At 65.5% G+C, this 19,981-nt stretch carries 25 protein-coding genes and 1 riboswitch; of the genes, 12 read left to right on the plus strand and 13 right to left on the minus strand.

Features of this window, described 5'->3' with window-relative positions; genetic code table 11:
• The first annotated feature begins 31 nt into the window (after positions 1–31).
• Positions 32–301 (plus strand): metal-sensing transcriptional repressor, encoded by a 270-nt coding sequence (locus ACP7A3_RS15565; RefSeq protein WP_007406864.1) that lies wholly within the window; start codon positions 32–34, stop codon positions 299–301.
• Positions 302–369: 68 nt separating this feature from the next.
• Positions 370–540: riboswitch (yybP-ykoY riboswitch) on the plus strand.
• Positions 541–544: 4 nt separating this feature from the next.
• On the plus strand, positions 545–1,108 hold the full coding sequence (locus ACP7A3_RS15570; RefSeq protein ID WP_018251237.1) for a manganese efflux pump MntP family protein: 564 nt from the start codon (positions 545–547) through the stop codon (positions 1,106–1,108).
• Between the two features lie 57 nt (positions 1,109–1,165).
• On the opposite strand, the gene ACP7A3_RS15575 is transcribed toward ACP7A3_RS15570, so the two are convergent.
• The 10 genes from ACP7A3_RS15575 to ACP7A3_RS15620 all read right to left on the minus strand — a co-directional run bounded on the left by ACP7A3_RS15575 (position 1,166) and on the right by ACP7A3_RS15620 (position 8,808).
• Positions 1,166–1,363 (minus strand): hypothetical protein, encoded by a 198-nt coding sequence (locus ACP7A3_RS15575; protein ID WP_018251238.1) that lies wholly within the window; start codon positions 1,361–1,363, stop codon positions 1,166–1,168.
• Positions 1,360–1,677, minus strand: a complete 318-nt coding sequence (locus tag ACP7A3_RS15580) for a DUF7673 family protein (RefSeq protein WP_018251239.1) — start codon at positions 1,675–1,677, stop codon at positions 1,360–1,362. The genes ACP7A3_RS15575 and ACP7A3_RS15580 overlap by 4 nt, the downstream gene beginning before the upstream one ends.
• A gap of 20 nt (positions 1,678–1,697) precedes the next feature.
• Positions 1,698–2,351 (minus strand): hypothetical protein, encoded by a 654-nt coding sequence (locus ACP7A3_RS15585; protein WP_018251240.1) that lies wholly within the window; start codon positions 2,349–2,351, stop codon positions 1,698–1,700.
• Entirely contained in the window at positions 2,348–3,283 is a 936-nt protein-coding gene (locus ACP7A3_RS15590; protein ID WP_042469543.1) for an ArdC family protein, read from the minus strand. The genes ACP7A3_RS15585 and ACP7A3_RS15590 overlap by 4 nt, the downstream gene beginning before the upstream one ends.
• 439 nt (positions 3,284–3,722) lie before the next feature.
• Complete coding sequence (locus ACP7A3_RS15595; RefSeq protein ID WP_056432825.1) at positions 3,723–4,346, minus strand: hypothetical protein; 624 nt, start codon at positions 4,344–4,346, stop codon at positions 3,723–3,725.
• Positions 4,347–4,553: 207 nt separating this feature from the next.
• Positions 4,554–4,724: a hypothetical protein gene (locus tag ACP7A3_RS15600; RefSeq protein ID WP_426256575.1), complete on the minus strand. Its 171-nt coding sequence runs from the start codon at positions 4,722–4,724 to the stop codon at positions 4,554–4,556.
• A gap of 200 nt (positions 4,725–4,924) precedes the next feature.
• A complete protein-coding gene (locus ACP7A3_RS15605) occupies positions 4,925–5,896 on the minus strand; it encodes an ExeA family protein (protein WP_007406337.1) in 972 nt (323 codons plus the stop codon).
• A 12-nt stretch (positions 5,897–5,908) separates the two neighbouring features.
• Positions 5,909–7,570 (minus strand): IS481 family transposase, encoded by a 1,662-nt coding sequence (locus tag ACP7A3_RS15610; protein ID WP_007406365.1) that lies wholly within the window; start codon positions 7,568–7,570, stop codon positions 5,909–5,911.
• Positions 7,567–8,229: a recombinase family protein gene (locus ACP7A3_RS15615; RefSeq protein ID WP_007406363.1), complete on the minus strand. Its 663-nt coding sequence runs from the start codon at positions 8,227–8,229 to the stop codon at positions 7,567–7,569. The genes ACP7A3_RS15610 and ACP7A3_RS15615 overlap by 4 nt, the downstream gene beginning before the upstream one ends.
• Positions 8,230–8,412: 183 nt before the next feature.
• Positions 8,413–8,808 carry a MerR family transcriptional regulator gene (locus tag ACP7A3_RS15620; RefSeq protein WP_007406344.1) on the minus strand — a complete coding sequence of 132 codons (396 nt, stop codon included), beginning with the start codon at positions 8,806–8,808 and terminating at the stop codon, positions 8,413–8,415.
• A 115-nt stretch (positions 8,809–8,923) separates the two neighbouring features.
• Between ACP7A3_RS15620 and merC the strand changes: the two genes are divergently transcribed.
• The 9 genes from merC to ACP7A3_RS15665 all read left to right on the plus strand — a co-directional run bounded on the left by merC (position 8,924) and on the right by ACP7A3_RS15665 (position 16,309).
• Positions 8,924–9,349, plus strand: a complete 426-nt coding sequence (gene merC / locus ACP7A3_RS15625) for an organomercurial transporter MerC (RefSeq protein WP_133177339.1) — start codon at positions 8,924–8,926, stop codon at positions 9,347–9,349.
• Entirely contained in the window at positions 9,349–9,756 is a 408-nt protein-coding gene (locus ACP7A3_RS15630; RefSeq protein WP_158005333.1) for a mercuric transporter MerT family protein, read from the plus strand. Before merC ends, ACP7A3_RS15630 begins: the two co-directional genes overlap by 1 nt.
• A complete protein-coding gene (locus ACP7A3_RS15635) occupies positions 9,756–9,977 on the plus strand; it encodes a GDCCVxC domain-containing (seleno)protein (protein WP_082450164.1) in 222 nt (73 codons plus the stop codon). Before ACP7A3_RS15630 ends, ACP7A3_RS15635 begins: the two co-directional genes overlap by 1 nt.
• Before the next feature lie 44 nt (positions 9,978–10,021).
• Positions 10,022–11,368: a dihydrolipoyl dehydrogenase family protein gene (locus tag ACP7A3_RS15640; protein ID WP_007406355.1), complete on the plus strand. Its 1,347-nt coding sequence runs from the start codon at positions 10,022–10,024 to the stop codon at positions 11,366–11,368.
• A 499-nt stretch (positions 11,369–11,867) separates the two neighbouring features.
• Entirely contained in the window at positions 11,868–13,403 is a 1,536-nt protein-coding gene (locus tag ACP7A3_RS15645) for a DHA2 family efflux MFS transporter permease subunit (protein WP_426256576.1), read from the plus strand.
• On the plus strand, positions 13,400–14,860 hold the full coding sequence (locus ACP7A3_RS15650; protein ID WP_426256577.1) for an efflux transporter outer membrane subunit: 1,461 nt from the start codon (positions 13,400–13,402) through the stop codon (positions 14,858–14,860). The genes ACP7A3_RS15645 and ACP7A3_RS15650 overlap by 4 nt, the downstream gene beginning before the upstream one ends.
• Entirely contained in the window at positions 14,857–15,306 is a 450-nt protein-coding gene (locus ACP7A3_RS15655) for a hypothetical protein (RefSeq protein ID WP_426256578.1), read from the plus strand. Before ACP7A3_RS15650 ends, ACP7A3_RS15655 begins: the two co-directional genes overlap by 4 nt.
• Before the next feature lie 72 nt (positions 15,307–15,378).
• On the plus strand, positions 15,379–15,729 hold the full coding sequence (locus ACP7A3_RS15660) for an SDR family NAD(P)-dependent oxidoreductase (RefSeq protein WP_426256579.1): 351 nt from the start codon (positions 15,379–15,381) through the stop codon (positions 15,727–15,729).
• A 40-nt stretch (positions 15,730–15,769) separates the two neighbouring features.
• Complete coding sequence (locus tag ACP7A3_RS15665) at positions 15,770–16,309, plus strand: TetR/AcrR family transcriptional regulator (RefSeq protein WP_426256580.1); 540 nt, start codon at positions 15,770–15,772, stop codon at positions 16,307–16,309.
• 79 nt (positions 16,310–16,388) lie between these two features.
• On the opposite strand, the gene ACP7A3_RS15670 is transcribed toward ACP7A3_RS15665, so the two are convergent.
• Positions 16,389–17,057, minus strand: a complete 669-nt coding sequence (locus tag ACP7A3_RS15670; protein WP_426256581.1) for an IS5 family transposase — start codon at positions 17,055–17,057, stop codon at positions 16,389–16,391.
• Positions 17,058–17,188: 131 nt separating this feature from the next.
• A complete protein-coding gene (locus ACP7A3_RS15675; protein WP_426256582.1) occupies positions 17,189–18,751 on the minus strand; it encodes a DUF4403 family protein in 1,563 nt (520 codons plus the stop codon).
• A gap of 141 nt (positions 18,752–18,892) precedes the next feature.
• On the opposite strand from ACP7A3_RS15675, the gene ACP7A3_RS15680 reads away from it, so the two are divergent.
• Positions 18,893–19,465, plus strand: coding sequence for a DUF4142 domain-containing protein (locus ACP7A3_RS15680; RefSeq protein WP_298274866.1), 573 nt, complete (start codon positions 18,893–18,895; stop codon positions 19,463–19,465).
• 58 nt (positions 19,466–19,523) lie between these two features.
• Here ACP7A3_RS15680 and ACP7A3_RS15685 read toward each other — a convergent pair whose 3' ends face one another.
• The gene (locus tag ACP7A3_RS15685; RefSeq protein WP_298274868.1) at positions 19,524–19,955 is read right to left on the minus strand and encodes a MarR family transcriptional regulator; all 432 of its coding nucleotides are present in this window, start codon (positions 19,953–19,955) and stop codon (positions 19,524–19,526) included.
• Between the last annotated feature and the right edge of the window lie 26 nt (positions 19,956–19,981).

Raw genomic sequence — 19,981 nt, forward strand, 5'->3', positions numbered from 1 at the left:
CAAAGTTCGTCCGTTTGTCTTATAGGGTGACATGGCCCATTACGATCATTCCAATCATCCCGCGATCATCAAGCGGCTCAACCGTGCGACCGGGCACCTGAAAAGCATCGTCGGGATGATCGAAGAGCAACGGCCGTGCGTCGATATCGCGCAGCAGCTTCAGGCGGTGGAGAACGCGATCGCCAGCGCCAAGCGCGCGCTCATCAACGATCATATCGATCACTGCTTGGTTCACGCCGAAGAGGGCGAGGGGACAAAGGTGGCGGTGGAGCAGTTCCGGGCGATATCCAAATACTGGTGATCGCCTAATCGGACAGGGTTGATCGGATTCGGCTTGTACATATGCCCCCCAGGGGATACGGGCGTCTCACTCTTGGGGAGTAGCTACCCGCTGTTGCGGGGCCATCGTCAACATCCTTGAACCTTCCGGTTCGTGGCGATGGCAGCAGATTTTGATCTGCCCGGCGAGACCAACGATGCGCTACCTCTCTCGTGGCCGGAGGTGGATTGCGTCGTTCGGTTGACGGCCCTTGGACGTATATCAATGACGGGTTTGCTAACGCTCGGCGCTCTTGGCGCCAGCTTGTCGGTCGACGCCTTCGCTGCGGCGGTGGGGAAGGGTGCGACCAATCAGCGCAATCGTTGGCGCGATGCCTTACGTGTCGGCGCCGTGTTCGGCTTCTTCGAGGCGATCACGCCGGCGATTGGCTGGGCGATCGGCCTGGCGCTGAGCACTTGGATCGCGGCAGTCGATCATTGGATAGCCTTCTTCCTGCTTTTCGGCGTCGGCGGGCATATGATCCATGCAGCGACGAAAAGCGACGTGGACGCGGGTCAGCGCGCTCAGACCGGCGTGTGGCGACTGGTCGTTACCGCGCTCGCCACCAGCATCGATGCAACGGCGGTGGGTGTCAGTCTCGCGGTCATGCAGGTCAATATCCTGACCGCGTGCCTCATCATTGGCGGGATCACCACGGTCGTCGCCACGATCGGCGTCATGCTCGGCAAGCACGCGGGACGGTATATCGGCCGCTATGCAGAGATGCTGGGCGGGCTGACGCTCATCCTCATCGGCGGCACGATCCTCTACCAGCACCTCACCGCCTGACCTCAAACCAGCGCGCCGCTTGCTCGCTTGGCGGGGAAGCGGCGCGCGATTTCGCAGCTAGTCCGCGATAAAGCTGCCGCGTCCTCCCCGGAACGCGCCGACGACATTGCCACGATCCCAATGGCCGGACAGGATGCCGCGCCGGGGGATGCTTCCGACCGGCTTGCGGCGCGCGGCGAGTAGCCGCGCGCGGCGTGTATCGCGATCGATGGGCAAGCCCGTCATGATGTCGATGGCGGTGCGCAGCGGGGTCATGCGGGCCGCCACTGCTCGACCAGCGCCGCCATCGCGTCGCGGTAGCCCCAAGCATCGGGATAGACGGACGGCTCGGCCGCCAGATGCGCCATGACGATGAGCATGTCTTCCGAGATGCCGGGATCGCAATTGCAGAGGTGAAGGACCGGAAAATGGCCCCATGCACTGCCGTCCCACCATGCCAACAGGAAGTCGGCCGCACGCGAGGCTTGGCCGGTATCGGACCCGGCGACGACGATCAGGCGGGCAATGGCCTCGCCAACGTCCTCGAAGCTGACAGCCCGGATTGCGGGGCGGCGTTGGGGTGGGCTCATGACTATTCGCTTCTGCTCCTTCAAGCGTGGAAGGGGACGGGGACCAACAGCGCATCATCGATCGGCTCGACGTCGCGCAGCTCCACCATCACGATCTTCTCTACCCGCTCGGCGCCGGTCGGATCGAGATAAACATAGGTGTGGCCTGCAAACACCGGGCTGCACAAGCGCCAGATCACGCCTTTCCGACCGATGCGGCGTTCCGCGCGCCCGTCATAGGATGCGAAAGCGCCCGCAATCCGGACCCGCTGCGCGATCCGCAGCCAATTGGCTGCGCCGTCGATGACGACGGCCAGTTCCTCCGGCGAAAGAGCCGGTCGGCCGATGCCGAACGTCGCTTGGGGATCGCGCGCGATCCGGGACAGCTTCTCCTCGACCGGTTCCGGTTTCCAGTCGCTGACTGGCCCGGGGGCGGCCTTGTACATATGCGTTACCGGCTTCCCGCCGAACAGGTCGGGTTGTACGCCGACAAGGCGGCGGTGGAACATCGCCTTGTGATAGTCGCGCCGCCATTGCGCTTCGGGGGTCAGCGGCTTCGCATTTGGGCCATCGCGCATGATCGCGACCAGCTCGTTAAACTCCTCCTCGCTCACCGTGGCGACGCTCGGGTCAAAGACAATGCGCGCCGCCACGCCCCGGCCCCCGTCGGGGCCGGGATCGTCGGCGGCGGTCACGCCGCCGCCTCCAGTTCGGGCGCTGTCTCGACCGCCATGCGGCTCAACAGCCAGTCGGACGCGTCCTGCGCGAGCCGTGCGGCGGTGAAGATGCACTTCTTGTCGTTGCGGAGCGCTTGAAGCCAGTTCGCCAGATAGGCGGCGTGGTCCTCGCGATCGTGGAGCTTGATGCCGATGGTGGCGCTGACGAACGCGGCCCCAAGCTCGGCGACCAGTTCCTCGCGAGCATAGTCCTCGCGCTTCGTGGAAATGAGGGAGGGGCGGGCAAGGCGGTCAACGTGCCCCGTCGCATGGCAAAGCTCGTGCGCTAGGGTCGAATAATAGTCGTCGCTGGTGTGGAAGTCGGCAAACTGCGGCATGACGACATGATCGCCGCTCGGCTGATAATAGGGCTGGGAACCGAAGTGCTTGAGGGTGACGGGCACGCGGGCAAAGAGCGTGTCCAGTTCGGCGTCGCGCTGGTCGGGATTGGTCGCGGTGATGACGGGCAAGGGGGCAGGATATTTCGCCTCGATGCCGTCGATCTGCTCGGCATTGAAGACGGTGTAGCGCTTGAGGAACGCCACCTGACGCTTGCCATCCTCGCCTCGCTCTGCGCCCTCCTGTGCCTTGCTGTCGGCGTTCACCTCGATCTTGTTGGCATAGACGACGGTTGAGCCCTTCTCGCCCTTGCGGACGCAGCCGCCGAGCGCGAGCGCCTGCTTGAAGGTCAGCCAATGCGGGGAAGCATAGCCCTTCGTCATGGCGGCAACCCAAAGGGTCAGGACGTTGATGCCGCGATAGGGAACCCCCGTCGAGCGCAGCGGGATGGTGGGTGCGGTGCTGCCGTTCCACGATTTCGACCAAGGCCGGGTGCCCGCCTCGATCATGGCGATCATCTGATCGGTGATTTCCTGATAGATGTCGGCCCGGTTGTCGGTGATCCGTCCCATGATTGTCTTCCTTTCCTCTGAGGCTGAAAGCCGGTCGCAACAGCAACCGGCTCTGCCTTTCCGGCGAGGAACGGGATGGGGAGGGAGGGCGAGAATCTACCGCTGGCGCGGGCGAGCCGCCCTAGCGTGGCCGACGCCCTGCAGGGCGTCGAGTGCCACGCTTGGCGGATTACACGGGCGGTCGATTGTCGTTCGGGAACGAAAGGGCAGCCGCCCTTGGTGTTCCCCGGCGCTGGATGGCCTCCGGGGGAGGGCAGCGGCGCGAACGGGCTTACGCCGCGCCCTAGGCGCTTCGATCAGGTGTGCCACGTGGCACACCTTTCACGCGAGGATCGTCACCCAATAGGGCCGAGACGGCGGTACGGCGGCTTGGTCGGCGCAGAGAGCGAAAGGAGCGGTGCTTGCAGGGTCGCACCCGGCTTCACGCTGATCCTAGACGTTAGCGTTCTGTAGCAACCCTGTTGAATAGAGCGCCATCTATAAGCTGGATCTCTGCCGTTTTGAGGGGCCGCACACCCTCTTTGGTGAGAACCCATGTCATGTCGTTGGATTGCCCCAGCGTGATACCTGACACCTGCTTTCCTTCGAGATGGTAAATCCACACCTCCCCTCGGGTGATGTTACCTATGCGGTCTTTCGCTCGGATCGTACCTGCAACATGGCCAGCGGCGACCACAATGAGGATGACAATGGTCCCGCACCCCACCCGAGCCATAAACAATGTCAGAGGATCAAAAAACGGCGGCCTATGCGATGCAGCCCTGGCGCGGTCGAAGAGCTTGCCGGCAATCAAAGTAAGCGCCGTCACGATCAGCAGCGGCAGGATCGCTGTAAGCCACGCGCCGGTTGTGGTGATAATGGCACCGAGGCCCTCCACCGCAACTGCAATGTTCGAACCGCCAAGATTGGTCGGATCGATGGCAAAACGGCCGAAATAGGCCTGTCTGTAGGTCCACCCGGCAAAATAGATGGCCGCTAATATGGTGGCGATCACGAAGGCGGAGTCAAACGCCTTGGTGACGAGTTCACGCGGTGAGGAAGATGTTCCAGGGCCTGCGGGCATTTGTCCTCCTTACGGGAATGGCTTTGCGAAGCGGCGTATAGATCCCACGTACACGGGTGGCTGGATCGTCGAGCTGACGAACGCGGCCCCAGCTCGGGAACCAGTTCCTTGCTGGCGTAGCTGTGCCACGTGGCACACCCCTCTTCATCGCTGGAACGATGCGTCCGACCCGGCCGAGTGATATGCCGGCGGATTGACCCGCCGGAGTCAGGCCGGCGTGTCGTCGTTGCCCGGTGCAGGCTGTGCGAGACCTGTATCGACGACGGCGGGTAGGGCTTCCACCGTTTCGACCTCGGTAGCGGCCGTTTGCAGGCGGATCGAGCTTCGCACCGATGCCGCGTCGAGCCGGTCCTGAAAGTAGGTCTGCGACCAAGCCATGTCAGCCCATTCGTCGGGGCGCGCCTGATAGGTGTAGCGGCCTGCAATGATGGTCGGCCCGGCGCGAGATTATAGGTCTATTCTGGCGCACGCTCCGTGAGACCGAAGCCGTGCTCTAGCGCACTATAGTTGAGAACGGGCGCACCTCGGGTGAAACGGACGCGAGACGCAGGCCACGCGACGCACGCTACGTGAGACGTTCATATTGGCAGTCCCGCGATGCGCATCTCGTCCGTTAGTTCGGTCGCCCGTGTACCCTCCAGCTCGCCGCGCATGAGCTTCCTGATCTCGGCGGGCTTGGCGTCGAACTGGTCGCACAGCGCCTTCACGTCGTAGCCGTGCCGGTTCAGCTCTGGCTCTATGTCGTCGAGGCGGCGCGACAGCACGCCGTCAACGATGGTGCCGTCGATCGGCTTGGCGCCGATCCCGAACCCCGCCTCGAACGCGCGGACGAGGTAGCGGCTGAGCTGGAGCGGCGTCTTCAGCCGCGCGGCGAGCAGCGTCGCCGCGTCGTCGGTGATGACCTCCTCGGGCTCGACGCCCTCTTCCAGCGAAGCCCGGAGCACCCAGTCGATGAAGTCGCGCTGCCGGTCGCGCAGCCCTCCGAACTCGAACAGCGTCGTGCGGTCACCCACCTCCTCCATGGTGGGGCGACGCAGGTCGTTCTTCAGACGCGGGTAGCCCAGCATGACGACCGAGAGTTGCCCGCCACCCTCCTGAACCAGCTCGACCAGACGCTTGAGCGCCTTCAGTGTGTTGGCGTGGAGGTCGTGCGCGTCGTCGACGAAGAGCGCGACCGGCTTCTTAGCCTTGCGGAACAGCTCCTGGAGGTCGCGCTCGCGGCGCTCGGCTTGGCGCGAGATGGTGGGTAGCTTGTCCGGGCTGAGGTCGTAGAACAGCGCCGACACGAGCAGCGGCACCGTGATCTTGGCCTTCTCCAGGCTGAGCGCGCGCGACACGATAACGCGGTTCTCGCGCTCCAGCGCCTCGCGCAACCTGCGCACCAGCAGCGACTTGCCCGACCCGATCACGGCCGTGAGCGCGATCAGCCGGCCCGCCATGATCGTCGTACGCAGGTCGTGAACGATTTGCTTGTGGTGCTCAGTCTCGTAGAACCCAACATCGACTGGCGGTCGGGCAAGCCGGTAGTGGTGCATGACTTCGGTCAGCATGGGGCAGGCTCCTCATCCCGCATGGGCGCGGCCGGGCGGGAACCGTTCGCGGATGGCGACCATCACCTCCGCGCGGACCAGCGTGCGGGCGAGCAGGTCGGCGATGAATTGGAGGTCGTCCGCGCTGAGCTTGCCGAGCGGCACGCGCAGCTCTTCCGCGATCGCCGCGCGCGCCTTCAGCGGCGTGGCGAACGCCAACTCCTCGAACCGGTCGGGACCGTCGAATGGGCGGGTGGCGAGCATGGCGCGGTGCGGCTCGCGCGCGATCAGGTCGGGCTCACCCGACAGCGCGGAGCGCGGGATGGAAATGCGGGTCGCGAGTTCGGCGACGCGGTCCTGGCGGACATCGCGCCTGCTCTTGCGGTGCTTGCGGTAGCGATGGAGCGGTACGGGGCCGCCCACGGGATCGAACGGACCGTAGCGCTCGTCGCCATGCTCGGCGAACAGCTCGGCGTCGAACAACCCCCACCACAGCACGACCGCCTCGCCGGCAAGCTCGGGGTCGAGCTCGTAGGTGACCCCCGCGACCGACACCCGCGCGTCCAGCCCGACCATGCGCCGCTCGGGCTCGCGCGCGAACGAGCAGAACCGCTCCCACGCGCACATCGCGCGGACCCCGCCCTCGGGCTGGCGCTCAAGCCAGTCATCGACGCGCGAGTGAGCCTCGTGCCGGTGATCGCGCGCATTTTCGCGATCGACGAACCGGGTCAGCCAAGCGTTCGCCTCGGCTTCGGTGTCGGGCTGGTGATGATGGTAGAGTGTCTCGTGCGCCTCCTTCACCGTCCGGAACGGCCGCTCGACCTTGCCCTTGGCGCGTGCGGTCGTGCGCGCACCGTCCGATCCGGCCGGCATGTGCGGAGTGACGATCACGTCCAGGCTCTCCATTACCCGCTTGAACACGGCTGACTTCGCGACGGGGCCGTTGTCGAGGTGGAGTTGCTTGGGGATACCCTGGAGCGGGTTGGTCGTGCCGTCCGGCTTGGCCGACATGGCGCGGAACAGGAAACCGAGCGCCGCCTCGACATCCTCACCATATACGCAGTGGTATTCGAGGTAGGCGAGCCCCGACCGGTCATCGACGACCGAGAACAGCATCAGCGTGGGCGCGCCGCCCCGTTCCAGGTCGACCCAGGGCGGGGGAACCGCGAGTTGCTTCAGGTCGGACGGGCTCAGGTCGAAGTGCCACAGGTCGTTGGCGTGCTCCGCCTGGAAACGGACGGCCGCGGGCTCTCGTGTCAGGCGCGCGTGGTCATACCCGAGCCGGCGCATATGTCGGTTGAGGGTCGAGATGGTGAGCAACCCGGGCGCGAGCTTGCGATGGCCATCGGGCGTGTGGACCCCATGCTCCTCGACCAGCCTGAGCGCCCGCGCGGTCGAGAGGTGGCGGCCCTTCCTGTTGGTGGTGCTCTTCTTCACCGCAGCGACGATCTCGCACCAGTGTTCGATCTCGCCGTCGCCCATGACGCGCGCGTGCCCGCGATCGGAGCGGTGCGCGTCGCGGGGACGGTGCTCGCCGCGTAGCGCACGGTACAGGGTGGCGCGCGACACGGCGTAGAGCCGGCAGGTCGACGCCATCATCTCCTTGCGGTCGGGGTGCCGGGGCGGCAGCGCCGCGAGGCGTCGTTTCAGGGTCGCGAGCGCCTCGGCTGGAACGGGCGCTCGCCAGACGGTCACGCCGCTTGTCGCTCTTCGCGAGCCCGGGTGGGAGGTTTGGGCATCGCCTTCCCGTCGAGGAGCGCCTGGCCGGGGGCCTTGGGCGTGCCGTCGCCGTTGATGTAGTGGTAGAGCGTCGTGGTCGTGATGCCGAGCCGCTTGGCCACCTCAGCCGCGACCGCCTTCCGGTCGCTCATCGCCGCCATTGCCATTTGCAGCGTCGAGCGGTCCATCTTGCGCGGGCGCCCGCCCAACCGGCCCCTGGCGCGCGCTGCAGCGAGCCCGGCGCGCGTACGCTCGGTGATCAGCTCGCGCTCGAACTCGGCAAATGCGGCGAAGATGCCGAACGCGAGCCGGCCATTGGCGGTCGTCGTGTCGATCTGCGCGCCGGCACCCGTCAGCACCTTCAGCCCGATCCCGCGCGAGCGCAGATCCTCTGCGGTGATGACGAGGTGACGGAGATCACGGCCGAGCCGGTCGAGCTTCCAGATCACCAACGTGTTGCCGGGCTGGAGCGCCTTCAGGCACGCGGTCAGGCCAGGCCGAGCATCGTGCCGACCCGATGCGAGGTCCTCGTAGATGCGGCTCGGGTCGACGCCGCCCGCGAGCAGCGCGTCGCGCTGCGGCTCCAGCGTCTGGCTGCCGTCGGCTTTCGAGACGCGGACGTATCCGATCAGCATGAGAAGGCCGGTTCACCCGCAAGGAAAGACAGCTACCACCCTGCATTCTGACGCTGGTTTCCGCAACGGCTTTTCTCGTTCTGAACGGCCGCGATCGGGTGGCCGATTGCGACCACAAGGAAACCGGACGTATTTCTTGCGAGCCGCGCGCGCTGTTGGGAGAAGCGGTAATGCACTGCCGTCTTAGGCAGGAGACAGGGCTTCAAGGATGCCGCACTCGGCAACGGTGCCGTGTCCGCATCGGTCGATGATACGCGCCAGCTCGCCATCCAGGGCTGCCAAGTCGGCGATCTTGCGCTCGATCGCCGCCCTGTGCTCGCGCGCGATCGTCTCGACCGCGGCACAGGACCAATCGCTATGGTCGGCCAAGCCCAGCAGCTCTCGCACTTGGTCGAGACTGAAACCAAGGCCGCGCGAGCGGCGAATGAATGACAGCCGGCGAAGGGTCGCCGAAGCATAGGTCCGGTAGTTGCCTTCGGTGCGCGCCGGCGCGGGCAGCAAGCCGATCTCCTCATAATAGCGGATCGTCTGCACCTTTGTGCCGGTCGCCTTGGCGAGGTCGCCGATTTTCAGAGCCACGGCCCTTGACCCTACAGTTGCTGGAGGGTGCATATAAGGTTTCGACTATGATCCTGTCGAGGAGCCAAGGCGAGCGCGGTGAGTCGCTGCGGCGGAGCGGGTGAAAGGAACGGCTGTGCCTACTGAGGACTCCCTAACGCGAACGGCCGATAAAACGGGTGTGATCGGCGCGATCATCGCCTCGTTCGGCTGTGCGGCGTGCTTTCCCGCCCTTGGCAGTCTCGGTGCCGGGATCGGCCTGAGTTTTCTGAGCCAGTATGAAGGCCCCTTTATCCGATACGTTCTGCCGCTCTCCGCGCTCATCGTATTGGCGGCGAACCTCCGCACCGGCCTTCGTCACAAGACCTGGCTGCGCCTAGCGTTAGGCGTCACTGGACCTGTGCTTGTTCTCATCGCCGCCCTGCTGATGTCGCTTCGCGGCGTTCGGGCGGAATGGGTGCTGTATGCGGGGCTGGTGTTGATGATCGGGGTGTCGATTCTCGATCTTGTTTCGCCTCCGGGGCGGCGGTTCAGCAATCCGATCCCATCGAGGAACAGATAATGACGGATACCGTCGCAAGGCAACCCTCAACACCGGGTGGGCCGCCCGTCCGGGGTGTCGCATCAATAGCGGCTGCGTTGGGCCTGGGCGCGGTCACGGCCGCCGCGGCCTGCTGCGTTCTGCCACTCGCGCTCGCCTCGCTCGGCGTGGGTGCTGGGCTCGCCGGCAGCTTCGTAGGGCTGGCGAGCATTCGCGCGCCGCTTCTGGTGCTGAGCGCGGTCGCGCTCGTGGTCGCTTGGGCCATGTGGTGGCGCAAGCGCGAGACGGCCTGTGCGCCGGGGGACGCCTGTGCGGTTGATGTCAGGTCGCGCCGGATCGTCGGCCTCCTGATTGCGGCAACTGTGCTGGTCGGCCTGGCCGCTATCTGGGGCTCGATCGAGCCTATCCTCATGAATTGGGTGTTGTAATGCTGCTCACCTCCACGTTGACCTGCCCCAAGTGCGGCCACCAATCGACCGACACCATGCCGACCGATGCGTGCCAGTTCTTCTACGACTGCAAAGGCTGCGCCGCGGTGCTTCGCCCCAACGCCGGGGACTGTTGCGTTTATTGCTCCTTCGGTGACGTGCCCTGTCCCCCGATACAGGAAGCGCGCGCGTCGGGATCAACGGCGAGCTGCTGCGCCTGACGGCACGCCAGCCGGGGAACCTGAACCACGCCAAGGAGAAGCTCGTGCCCGACACCTATGATCTGGTCGTCATCGGCGCGGGAACTGCCGCGCGGGTAGCGGCCATGCGCGTTCGCAAGGCCGGCAAGAGCGTCGCCGTGATCGACTGCCGACCCTATGGCGGCACCTGCGCCCTGCGCGGCTGCGATCCGAAAAAGATGCTACGCCACGGGGCCGCTGTGATCGACGACGCGCGCCGGATGCGGAGCAACGGCGTGGTGGGAAAGGACTGCATCGACTGGCGCGAGTTGATGGCGTTCAAGCGCACCTTCACTGATCCGGTGCCGGGGAAACATGAACGAAGCTACCATGAGGCCGGGGTGGATACCTACCACGGCCCGGCTCGCTTCACCGGCGCGAACAGCCTCGTCGTGGAGGGAAAGACGCTGGTTGGCGGCCATTTCCTTGTTGCCAGCGGTGCCGAACCGGTCCCGCTCGGCTTGCCCGGCGAAGAGCACGTCATCGACAATGAGGCGTTCCTGGCGATTGAGAGCCTGCCCCGGCGCATCGTGATCGTCGGGGGTGGATACATCGCGGCGGAGTTCTCTACAATCGCGGCGAACGCCGGGGCGCAAGTGACCATCCTCCAACGCGGGCCGCGCATGTTGACCGGCTTCGACCCCGATCTGGTCGGCTGGCTGATGCCCCGCCTGCGCGATGCGGGGATCGACGTGCAGCTCGATACGGAGGTCGAGGCGATCGACAAGACAGGCGACGGCTTCTCGGTTCGCGCCTCCACGGGCGGGGTGAGCAAGAGCTTCGCGGCCGATCTGATCGTCCATGCTGCCGGGCGACGCCCGGCGCTCGAAGCACTCGACCTCGATGCGGCGGGGATCGCACACGAGCGGGGCCGCCTCACGCTCAACGAGCATCTGCAAAGCGTCTCCAACCCGGCGGTGTATGCTGCCGGCGACGCGGCCCAGATGGGGCCTCCGCTGACGCCGGTATCGAGCCATGACGGCAAGGTCGTCGCCGGCAACATGCTCGAAGGCAACCACCTCCGCCCGGACTATCGGGGTATCCCCAGCGTCGCCTTCACGCTTCCTCCCATCGCTTCGGTCGGGCTCAGCGAAGCCGAAGCGCGCGAGCGGGGCCTGCGCTTCCGCGTGAAAAGCAATCTGGTCCCCAACTGGTACTCCGCGCGGCAAGCGGCCGAACCGGTTTATGGGTTCAAGGTGATGGTCGATGAAGGCGACGACCGGGTGCTCGGGGCTCACCTGGTCGGACCGCATGTGGACGAGGTCATCAATCTGTTCGCGCTCGCGATCCGGCATGGTCTGACGGCCGACGATCTGAAATCGACCATGTTCGCTTATCCGTCCGGGGCTTCGGATATCGGCTACATGCTGTGATTAAGCGGTCCAATGAACACCAATTCAGTGGGTCCGAAGGCGATAGCCGCTAACTCGGCGTCACATCAATGGGGCTCTCACGATCGTAACATGCGCACAGTCCAGCGACGGATGCGCGTCGCCGGTGCCGATTTGAAGGTCTCACAAAGCGTGCGCTGACTGATGACCGTCTCGCGTCCGTCTCAAAGATCGTACGCTGGTTCTCGAATAACGTGCGCCCAAGCACCTCGACGGTCTCACAGACTATGCGCCAGAGTGCGCCCTTTATCTCGCGTCGAACCGATCATCATTGCAGGCCGTCACACATAGACAGTTTCCAGGCCGGGTCGGGCGCACAATTCTCCGCCCTGCCGCCACAGAATGCGACGGGCAATTGGGTCAAGACGGTGCAGCGCGTGCCTGTGAAGATCCGCTTTCGCCGCGACGCCTTCCGCGAGTTCCCGGCCTATGCCGACGTGGTGCCCGGCCTGTCGGTGTCGGCGAGCGTCAAGGTGATGCCGTGAGCGACACGCCGCGCTCGGCTGCTAGGCCGGGTGTGCCGCCGCTGGCGATCGCCGGGCTGGTCAGCTTCGGCACGCTGTTCGAGACGATGAACTCGACCGGGCTTGCCGTTGCGCTGAACACGATCGCCGGCAATCTCGCTTCCTCGCCGGAGTCGAGCGACACGATTCTCACCGGCTATCTGGTCGCGCAGGCGGCGATCCTGCCGCTGTCGGGCTGGGCTTCGCTCTATTTCGGCCGCAAGCCGTTTTATATCTTCTGCGTCGCGGCGTTCACTTTCGCCTCGCTGCTGTGCGCGATGGCGTGGAGCATCCAGAGCCTGATTACCTTCCGTATCCTGCAGGGCATGGCGGCTGCGGGGAACGCCGCCAGCGAGAGCTCGATCATCGCCGATACGCTGCCGGCCGAACAGCGAGGCCTGGGCTTCGCGCTATACGGCATGGCCGTGGTGCTGGGGCCGGCGATCGGTCCGGTCTATGGCGGCTGGGTCGCGGAGAACTTCAGCTGGAATTGGATCTTCTGGATCAACGTGCCCACCGGCATCGCCGCGGTCACGGGGTGTATCCTGTTCCTGAACGATCCGCCCGCGGTGAAGAAGCGAACCAAGCAGCGGCGAGCCAAGGGCCTGCGGCTCGACTGGTTCGGCTTCCTGCTTGGTGCGGTGGGTCTTGGCTGCATCTCCTATGTGCTGGACCGAGGCCAGACCAACGACTGGTTCGCCTCGGCCCCGATCCTGTGGGCGACCGTGATCGGCTGCACGTCGCTGCTGCTTTGGCCTGCTTGGGAACTGCTAGCGCGCGATCCGGTGGTGAGTTTCCGGCTGTTCCGCAACCGCAACACGGCCATCTCCGTAACACTGATCTTCGTGACGGGTGCAACCCTGTTCGGCACGCCGGCGATCGTGCCTCTGCTGCTTCAGCAGCAGCTGGGCTACAACTCGACAACTGCGGGCATGGTGCTAGGTCTCGGTGCATTGCCCGTGCTGTTCCTGATGCCGGTGACCGGCTTCCTCACGGGCAAGATCGAGACTCGCCACATGGTCGGCATAGGCTTCGTCTCGGTGGGGATCGGGATGTACCTGTCAGGCCACATCTATCCCGACATGAGCTTCTGGCAAATCGTGTGCTTCAGCATCGCCCAGCAGCTTGGTGTCGGGCTGATCTACACGCCGCTGCAAAGCCAGTCGTACATCGGCGTTCCGGGCAAGCTGCGCGAGCAAGCCGGTACATTCATGGCAATCGCGGTGAACATGGGCGGCTCGGTCGGCACCGCTCTGGCCGTCACCATGCTGGAGCGCGGGCAGCAGAGCTTCCGCGAGCAGCTGATATCCTATGCCTCGCCGTGGCGTGACGAGTACCAGCAAGCGCTGCGGCGATACGGCTCGCCGGAGCAGTTCAGCCAGGTGATCGACGGCCAGGCGTCGGTGCTATCGTTCCAAGCGGTGTTCTTCACCGTCGCATGCGTGATCGCCGCCTGCCTGCCGCTGCTCTTCTTCCTTAGGGGCAAGCCCAGCCCGGAGGATCAGGAAGCATGAAGCGCCTCGCATTCCCTACCGTGTTCCTCCTGTCCGCCTGCGCGACCGGGCCGCGCTATGCCGAGCCCGCGCCGCTGCCGGCGCTCGCCCGACCCTACGCCAATGCGCCGCTGCCGGCGGCGGTGCAGGCCGGTGCGCTGGAACAATGGTGGACGCAGCTCGGCGACCCAACGCTCGATGCACTGGTCGCCGACACGCTGGCGCGCAACCTCGATCTCGACATCGCGCGCGCACGGTTGCGGCGGGCGAGGGCGCAGCGCGGAGTCACGCGCGCGGCCAGCCTGCCCACGCTGGACGGAACCGGCGCGGCCCAGCGGCAGGAGAGTGGCAAGGGAAGCGCCGAGCTGAACCTGCAGGACGCCGGCGGCGGTGAGGAGATCAAGATCGACGACATTCCCAGCTCCGCCTTGGAGCTCTATCAGGCGAGCTTTGATGCGACATGGGAGGTCGACCTGTTCGGCGCCAACCGCGCCCGCATCCGGGCCGAGGACGCGCGGGTCGCGGCGGCGGCCTTCAACATCGAGGACGTGCGTACCAGCATCGCCGCCGAGGTCGCGCGCGACTACCTGGTGGTCCGCGAGGTACAGGCGCGACTGGCGGTGCTGCGCCGCAACCTGGTGATCGCGCGCCGGACACAGGCACTGGCGTTGGAGCAGGAGCGCGCCGGCCTGGTGACGGAGGCGGACACAGCCCGCACCGATGCGCAGGTGCTCGGCATCGAAACGCAGATCCCGCAACTCAAGCTGCAGGAGACGCAAGCTTCTCAGCGCCTGGCGGTGCTCGCCGCACGCGAGCCGGCAGCGCTTCGCGAGACGCTCGCGCCGTTGCGGCCGGTCCCCGCGGCAGCTGCCGTGGCGTCAGGGCTGCCCTCCGAGCTGCTGCTGCGTCGCCCTGACATCCGTGCCGCCGAGCGGCAGCTGGCCGCGGCAACCAACGGGGAGGCCGCAGCGGTGCGGGACCTGTATCCCAGCCTATCGCTCAACGCTTCCTATGGCGGGCTGCGCACCGGAGGCTTGCTGGAGTTCGCAAGCACTTTGTTCACGCTGGGAGCGAACATCACCGCGCCGATCTTTGATGGCGGTCGCCGGCAGGCGCAGGTCGAGGCGCAGCGCGCGCAGGTGGATGAAGCGCTCGCAACCTACCGCCAGTCGGTGCTCACTGCCTTTCGCGAGGTGGAGGACGCGCTGGTCGCTTCCGCGCGCAACCGCGAGCGGCTGGAACTGGCGGAGCGGACGGTGGAGCGCCGTCGGCGTGCCCGCGCGGTGCTGAACGAGCAATATCGAGCCGGTCTGGTGGGGCTGCTGGATGTGCTGACCGCCGAACGCGATCTTGCCGAGGCCGAGGTGTTGGCGACCAACGCGCGCGCGCAGGTAACGGTGGACTGGGTCGCTTTGCAGAAAGCGCTCGGCGGAGGCTGGCAGGTGCCGGCCGCCTCGGCAAAGGAGAAGGGTGCATGATGGCGCGACGCTTGCCGCTGGTGCTGCTAATGGCGATCTCGGCCTGCTCAGACCCGCTGGATGACGAGCCCAAGGGCCAGACCATCCCTACCCATGCCGACCTCGCAACCCGCTACGCCGCCGGAAGCGGCCCGGCGCAGGGGGGCGGGGGAAGCGGGGGCGGCATGATGAGTTCCGCCAACGGCGCCGCCGGCGGGCAGGGCGGTGCAATGGGCGGGGAAGGCGGAAGGACGATGGGCGGCATGCCGAGCCAGGGCAGTGGCCTCGTCTCGGGCGCACAAGGTGGAGGCGGGGCAAGCACATCCGGCAGCGTTCCCCCGGCGGGCCTGCAGTCCGGGCCATCGGGCAACGCCGGCCAGGCGGGCCAGAGCAGCGCGAGCGGCCAGGGCGGCACGTCCGGTGCGGGAGCGAACGGCGGCGGCGGTAGCGGGGGCAGCGGCGGCTGAGTTCCACGACAGCGAGGACCGATCGGTGACCACTTCCGGCAACACCATCCTGATCACCGACGGTGAGCGCGGATGATCAACGTCTCCTCAAGCCTCGCCTTCGTGCCCGACGCGTCCGTGCCGCCCTTTTGTGCGACTAAGGCAGCCGTTCATTCCTATAGGATCAGCCTGCGCGAGCAGCTGCGCGGCAACCTGGTCGCCGTGATCGAGGTCGCACCACCGCTGACCAAGACTGACCTGATGCCCAGAGAAGCGGACAATTCGGATGCCACGCCGCTAGGCGACTTCATTGACGAGCTGATGCCGCTGCTGGACCGCGGCGATGACGAGGCGATCGCGGCGGCGACGCGCCCGTTCCGCGACGCCGAGCGGGAAGGGCAATACGACGAAATGGTCCGGTCGCTGGCGCAGGCGACGACGTGACGGCTGCCCGCCTCGACGGCCGCGAGGAGTAACGAACATCGTGCGCAGAGATGCGGCAGCAAATCGTGAGCGCTTGATCGAGGCAGGCCAGCATCTTCTCCGTGAGCAGGGCGGCGATTTGCCGATGGAGAGTTTCTGCGAGGCTGCAAACGTCACCCGCGCCACCTTCTACCGACACTTCGCGGATCGGGCGGCCCTCTACCATGCGGTACTTGACCAGGAACTGGCGAACATGGCGGCTCAGCTGGCCAATCCGCAGATCGAGCCTCTAGCATTTCTGCGGATGCTGGCGGATATGTCCATGATCTACGATCGGTTCATGGCTTCTCTGCCAGATCTGCCCGAAGGTTTCCGCACGCTGAAGCAGGAGCAGAAGATCCATGCTGTGATCGCGGCTCCACTTGCACGAGCCCAGGCGCAAGGCGCGATCCGTTCTGATATCACCTGCGATGACGTGATGGTCGCCTGTCGCATGATCGGCTGCAGCTGGGGCCTCGATCGACAGCCCTCGCGAACGGCTGCACTCGACCGTAGATTAGCCCTGATCCTGGACGGACTGAGAACGCTTCGCTCATCGTAAGGCAGATCCCGCCTTGCCACTTCGTCGTCCGCCCGCGATCCGCGGCACGTACAGCCAGCGGCTAGGCGACGTGGACAAATTAGAGCCAGTTTCGAGCGGTGGCGAGGTGAACCATGCCGGGGAAGCTGTTGGGCAGTTGGTCGTAGCGGGTAGCGATGGCGCGGTTGATCTTGAGGCGGCCGAACATCCGCTCGATGCGGTTACGTTGCTTGTAGAGCGTGCGGTCATGCTCGATCTTCACCCGGCGGTCTGATCGGCCGCGGATGACGGGCCCGATATGCCGTTTGGAAAGGTCGGCACGGATCGCATCGGCATCGTATCCCTTGTCTGCCAACAAGGCGTCGGGGATGCGCTCGGGCAGAACGATCAGGGCATCATACGCCTTGCAGTCTGCCGCCTCGCCACCCGTCAGATGAAGGGCGAGCGGTCGTCCGAGGGCATCGGCCAAGCAGTGAAGCTTAGAGGTGAACACGCCCCGCGAGCAGCCAAGAGCCGTCGATGAGCTCCCCTTCTCCGCCTGCCGCTGAGACATGGGCGCGGACGGCGCTGCTGTCGATGCTGTAGTGGCCGGTGCGCGGACATAGGTGAAGATGGCGTCGACGGTCGTCTCAGACGTCAGCAGGAAGGTTGCGACCGGCGGTGACACGAGCGCCGTCACCCCTGCGATTGCCGTGTCGGAGATCGGACCAAGACCAGAGAGCATGCGCGCCACCAGCCCGAGCGCATCGGCGCCCGCCGCGATCGCCATCCTGGCTTCGTCCGCTGAGGCAATGCAGCATATCTTGCTTCGCGTTCTTATGGGATCAGGATTTGGCGCCATGAGCATTGGAGGGCAATGCGCCGGTCTGTGCAGGGTGCAGTCGCGACCTTCGGCATCTTCTATCGTTTCGCAAGGCTGATGGTGGCCGTGCCGCGTCCCCACACGGGCAGGTACACGCCTTGCCCCGTGGCCTTCAGCTGGCCTGTGCGCACGTCCGTAATATGCGCGTGCACAACCACGTCGCCGATCCGCTTTTCATCAAGCGCCCGGCCGACCTTCCCGAGCAACTCGGCAAAATCCTTCTCGAAGTTCTGTGTCAGCGCGGCGGACACGGTGCTGGATATGCCGGGTGCGTTGGCGAGCTTCAGGAGCAGACTCGTCCGGACCGAGTCGGTCACACCGGCAACGGTGAGATCGTCGAACGCGACGCGGCGATCGTTGACGGCATTGCGCGGCGTGGCGGTAAGCCAGACCGTTCCTCGCGAAGGCTCCTCGGCTTCGGCTGCCGCGCTGAAGCGCAGCCCGACCGCGATCTTGCCGCCCGTCGTGCCATAGATGGTCACCTGGTGAAACTGCGCACGCACGGCACCGACCCCGGGCACTTCGAAGGGGCGGCGGGAACGCTTCACCAATGCCTTGGCGAGGACCGGCTCCAGCTGACGATAGTCGGCGATGACGGGGATGGCGAAAAGGATGCGGCCGGGTCCGGGCTCCTTGCGCGACATGGCGGGGAGCGGTTGGCGCTGCGGATCAGGGGGCCGATCGCCGACAAAGGTCTCCGTTCCGGCCGTAAGTCCCAGCGCCAGGTTCAACCGATTGCGAGAGATGGTGTATCCTCCGTAGCTCAACTGCCGGGGAGTGATCCGCATCCACACCGGCGGGTTCGCCCGGTTCAATTCAAGGGAGGTGAACGCCGCGGCCCAGACCTGCGCGACCTGCTCGCGCAACTTTAGCTTGACGAGTTCCTGCGGCAGTGTGCGCTCCAGGCGCGCGACGACGTCGGCGAGCTTGGCGTCGGCCTTGCTGGTGAATTCGATGCGCTGGCCGAGAAAGTCGACGTGCGGCTCGTCGGTCCAGTCGTAAGCAATCGACACCGTACCGCGCGGCGACCAGTCGCGAGCGATGTCGAGCCTTACCGCGGCCCTGACGCGGGCGTCCGCCTCGGCCGTTTCCCGGCTGAGCACGCCTCCCACATCCCGGGCGCTGATCGCGGCGTGAAGCGGCATGGTAACGGTGATCGTTTTCCCCGAACCCTCCAACATCAGCGGCCCCCGGACGACAGTACCGGTAATGCGGCACCGGATGGTGGGCGTCTTGATCTTGGCGAAGAGGATCTTGACCTGCTTCGGCGGTACGCAGGTCTGCCCCGGCTTGTCGATCGACCAGAGACGACGCGGAACCGCCTGTTCGAGGCTTGCCGCAAGCTTGCCCAGGTCCGCGACAATAGGCACGTCGATGGTGGACGTCTGCGGGGGCACCCCGATCGTGTCCGTTGCTCGCGGCGGCGCCTGGCGAGGAGTTCGATCGCAGCCGGCGAGGTAGGCGACGCAGAGCAGGGCGAACGCGATCGAGACACTCGAGACTTCGCGCCTGCGCAACGAAGACCCGACGATTTGGCGCGGCGCTTCAGCTTCCGGCTCGACCCGCATGGGAACGGTTCCCGAAGCCATCGTGTTCTCCATCGCCGTGCACTCCAGACGTCAGAGCGGCCGCTCCCCCAGTAGAATCACTGGGGCAAGGTTTGTAAAGGGAACCGTTCCGTTTCGTTATTGTTCGATCCGCTAATCTCGGTCAATGCCAAAGACCACCAATGGAGGATCTCGATGAAGACTGCGATAGTTGCTGCGCTGCTCACCTTGGCGCCGGTACCAGTGTTGGCGCAGGCCGTTTCGCCCGCCACGTCCGGAACGATGACGAGCGCCGACGTCGGCGTCTCGCCGATTGCGAGCCAGAGCGGACCCAATTACGTACTCGCCGCGGCCGACGCCAACCTCTACCAGATCAAGGCGGCGCAGCTCGCCGCGACGCGTGCGCAGCGTGATGACGTCAAGGCCTATGCGAAGCGGGTGCTGGCCGAAACGCAAAGCAGCCACAAGGCGCTACTGGCGGCGCTGAAGAACGATCAGCGCACGATCAAGGCGCCTTCCTCAACCCTGTCCGCCGACCGCGCCGCCCTGCTCAAGCTGCTGCAGAAGGCACCGAAGAGCGCGTTCGATAACCTGTATCTAACCCAGTCGGCGCAGGTGCAGCAGGCTGCTTGGGCCATTCACAAGGGCTACGCGCAGGACGGTACCGACCCGGCACTGCAACAGGTCGCCGGTACTGCGGTCCCGGTGCTGGAGAACGAGCTCACCACCGGCAAGTCCCTCACGCCCTCCGGGCTTGCAGGTCGGTGATAAACGCCGGGCCAGGTCGATGAAGCCCTCCTTCGATCTGGTCCGGCACCTGTTTGCATCACTGCCGCGAATGCAGACGGCCAAATTGCGTGCGAGCTTCGCTCCGCATCAGGTGCTGCATCACTACCCAATAGCCTGTTACGGCGGACTCTCCTGCAGCTGAGTAGGCGTTTGCCATGTTTCGCCGGAGATCCTCGAACAGCGCGTTCTCGAGCGTTCGTCCTTCATCCGTCAGCGAAAGCAGCTTTTGACGACGATCCCGTTCCCCGACGCGTCCGCAGACGAGCCCGCGATCCATCAGATCCCTCATGACCCTACCAAGCGACTGCTTGGTGACACTGAGAACGTCCAGGAGTTCACTGACCGAAATCTCCGGATACCTTCCGAGGAAATATAGAACCCGGTGATGCGCCCGCCCGAGGTTCTGCTTGGCCAGCTCAGCGTCGGCGTTAGCCAAATGGGACCGGTGAGCGAAGAACATCAGGTCCATCCCACCCCTGATCGCGTCATCACGCA

This window comes from Sphingomonas sp. DC5200-1 (assembly GCF_049897245.1).
Lineage (GTDB): Bacteria > Pseudomonadota > Alphaproteobacteria > Sphingomonadales > Sphingomonadaceae > Sphingomonas > Sphingomonas aquatilis.

Excerpts from the sequence above, each read along its gene's own strand:
- ACP7A3_RS15655 (WP_426256578.1), top strand. The coding sequence starts at position 14,857 with ATGATGGCGCGACGCTTGCCGCTGGTGCTGCTAATGGCGATCTCGGCC.
- ACP7A3_RS15675 (WP_426256582.1), bottom strand. The coding sequence starts at position 18,751 with ATGGAGAACACGATGGCTTCGGGAACCGTTCCCATGCGGGTCGAGCCG.
- ACP7A3_RS15615 (WP_007406363.1), bottom strand. The coding sequence starts at position 8,229 with ATGCTGATCGGATACGTCCGCGTCTCGAAAGCCGACGGCAGCCAGACG.
- ACP7A3_RS15565 (WP_007406864.1), top strand. The coding sequence starts at position 32 with ATGGCCCATTACGATCATTCCAATCATCCCGCGATCATCAAGCGGCTC.
- ACP7A3_RS15570 (WP_018251237.1), top strand. The coding sequence starts at position 545 with ATGACGGGTTTGCTAACGCTCGGCGCTCTTGGCGCCAGCTTGTCGGTC.
- ACP7A3_RS15660 (WP_426256579.1), top strand. The coding sequence starts at position 15,379 with ATGATCAACGTCTCCTCAAGCCTCGCCTTCGTGCCCGACGCGTCCGTG.
- ACP7A3_RS15650 (WP_426256577.1), top strand. The coding sequence starts at position 13,400 with ATGAAGCGCCTCGCATTCCCTACCGTGTTCCTCCTGTCCGCCTGCGCG.
- ACP7A3_RS15580 (WP_018251239.1), bottom strand. The coding sequence starts at position 1,677 with ATGAGCCCACCCCAACGCCGCCCCGCAATCCGGGCTGTCAGCTTCGAG.
- ACP7A3_RS15590 (WP_042469543.1), bottom strand. The coding sequence starts at position 3,283 with ATGGGACGGATCACCGACAACCGGGCCGACATCTATCAGGAAATCACC.
- ACP7A3_RS15685 (WP_298274868.1), bottom strand. The coding sequence starts at position 19,955 with ATGGACCTGATGTTCTTCGCTCACCGGTCCCATTTGGCTAACGCCGAC.
- ACP7A3_RS15600 (WP_426256575.1), bottom strand. The coding sequence starts at position 4,724 with ATGGCTTGGTCGCAGACCTACTTTCAGGACCGGCTCGACGCGGCATCG.
- ACP7A3_RS15635 (WP_082450164.1), top strand. The coding sequence starts at position 9,756 with ATGCTGCTCACCTCCACGTTGACCTGCCCCAAGTGCGGCCACCAATCG.
- ACP7A3_RS15670 (WP_426256581.1), bottom strand. The coding sequence starts at position 17,057 with ATGGCGATCGCGGCGGGCGCCGATGCGCTCGGGCTGGTGGCGCGCATG.
- ACP7A3_RS15680 (WP_298274866.1), top strand. The coding sequence starts at position 18,893 with ATGAAGACTGCGATAGTTGCTGCGCTGCTCACCTTGGCGCCGGTACCA.
- ACP7A3_RS15575 (WP_018251238.1), bottom strand. The coding sequence starts at position 1,363 with ATGACCCCGCTGCGCACCGCCATCGACATCATGACGGGCTTGCCCATC.
- ACP7A3_RS15630 (WP_158005333.1), top strand. The coding sequence starts at position 9,349 with ATGACGGATACCGTCGCAAGGCAACCCTCAACACCGGGTGGGCCGCCC.
- ACP7A3_RS15605 (WP_007406337.1), bottom strand. The coding sequence starts at position 5,896 with ATGCTGACCGAAGTCATGCACCACTACCGGCTTGCCCGACCGCCAGTC.
- ACP7A3_RS15595 (WP_056432825.1), bottom strand. The coding sequence starts at position 4,346 with ATGCCCGCAGGCCCTGGAACATCTTCCTCACCGCGTGAACTCGTCACC.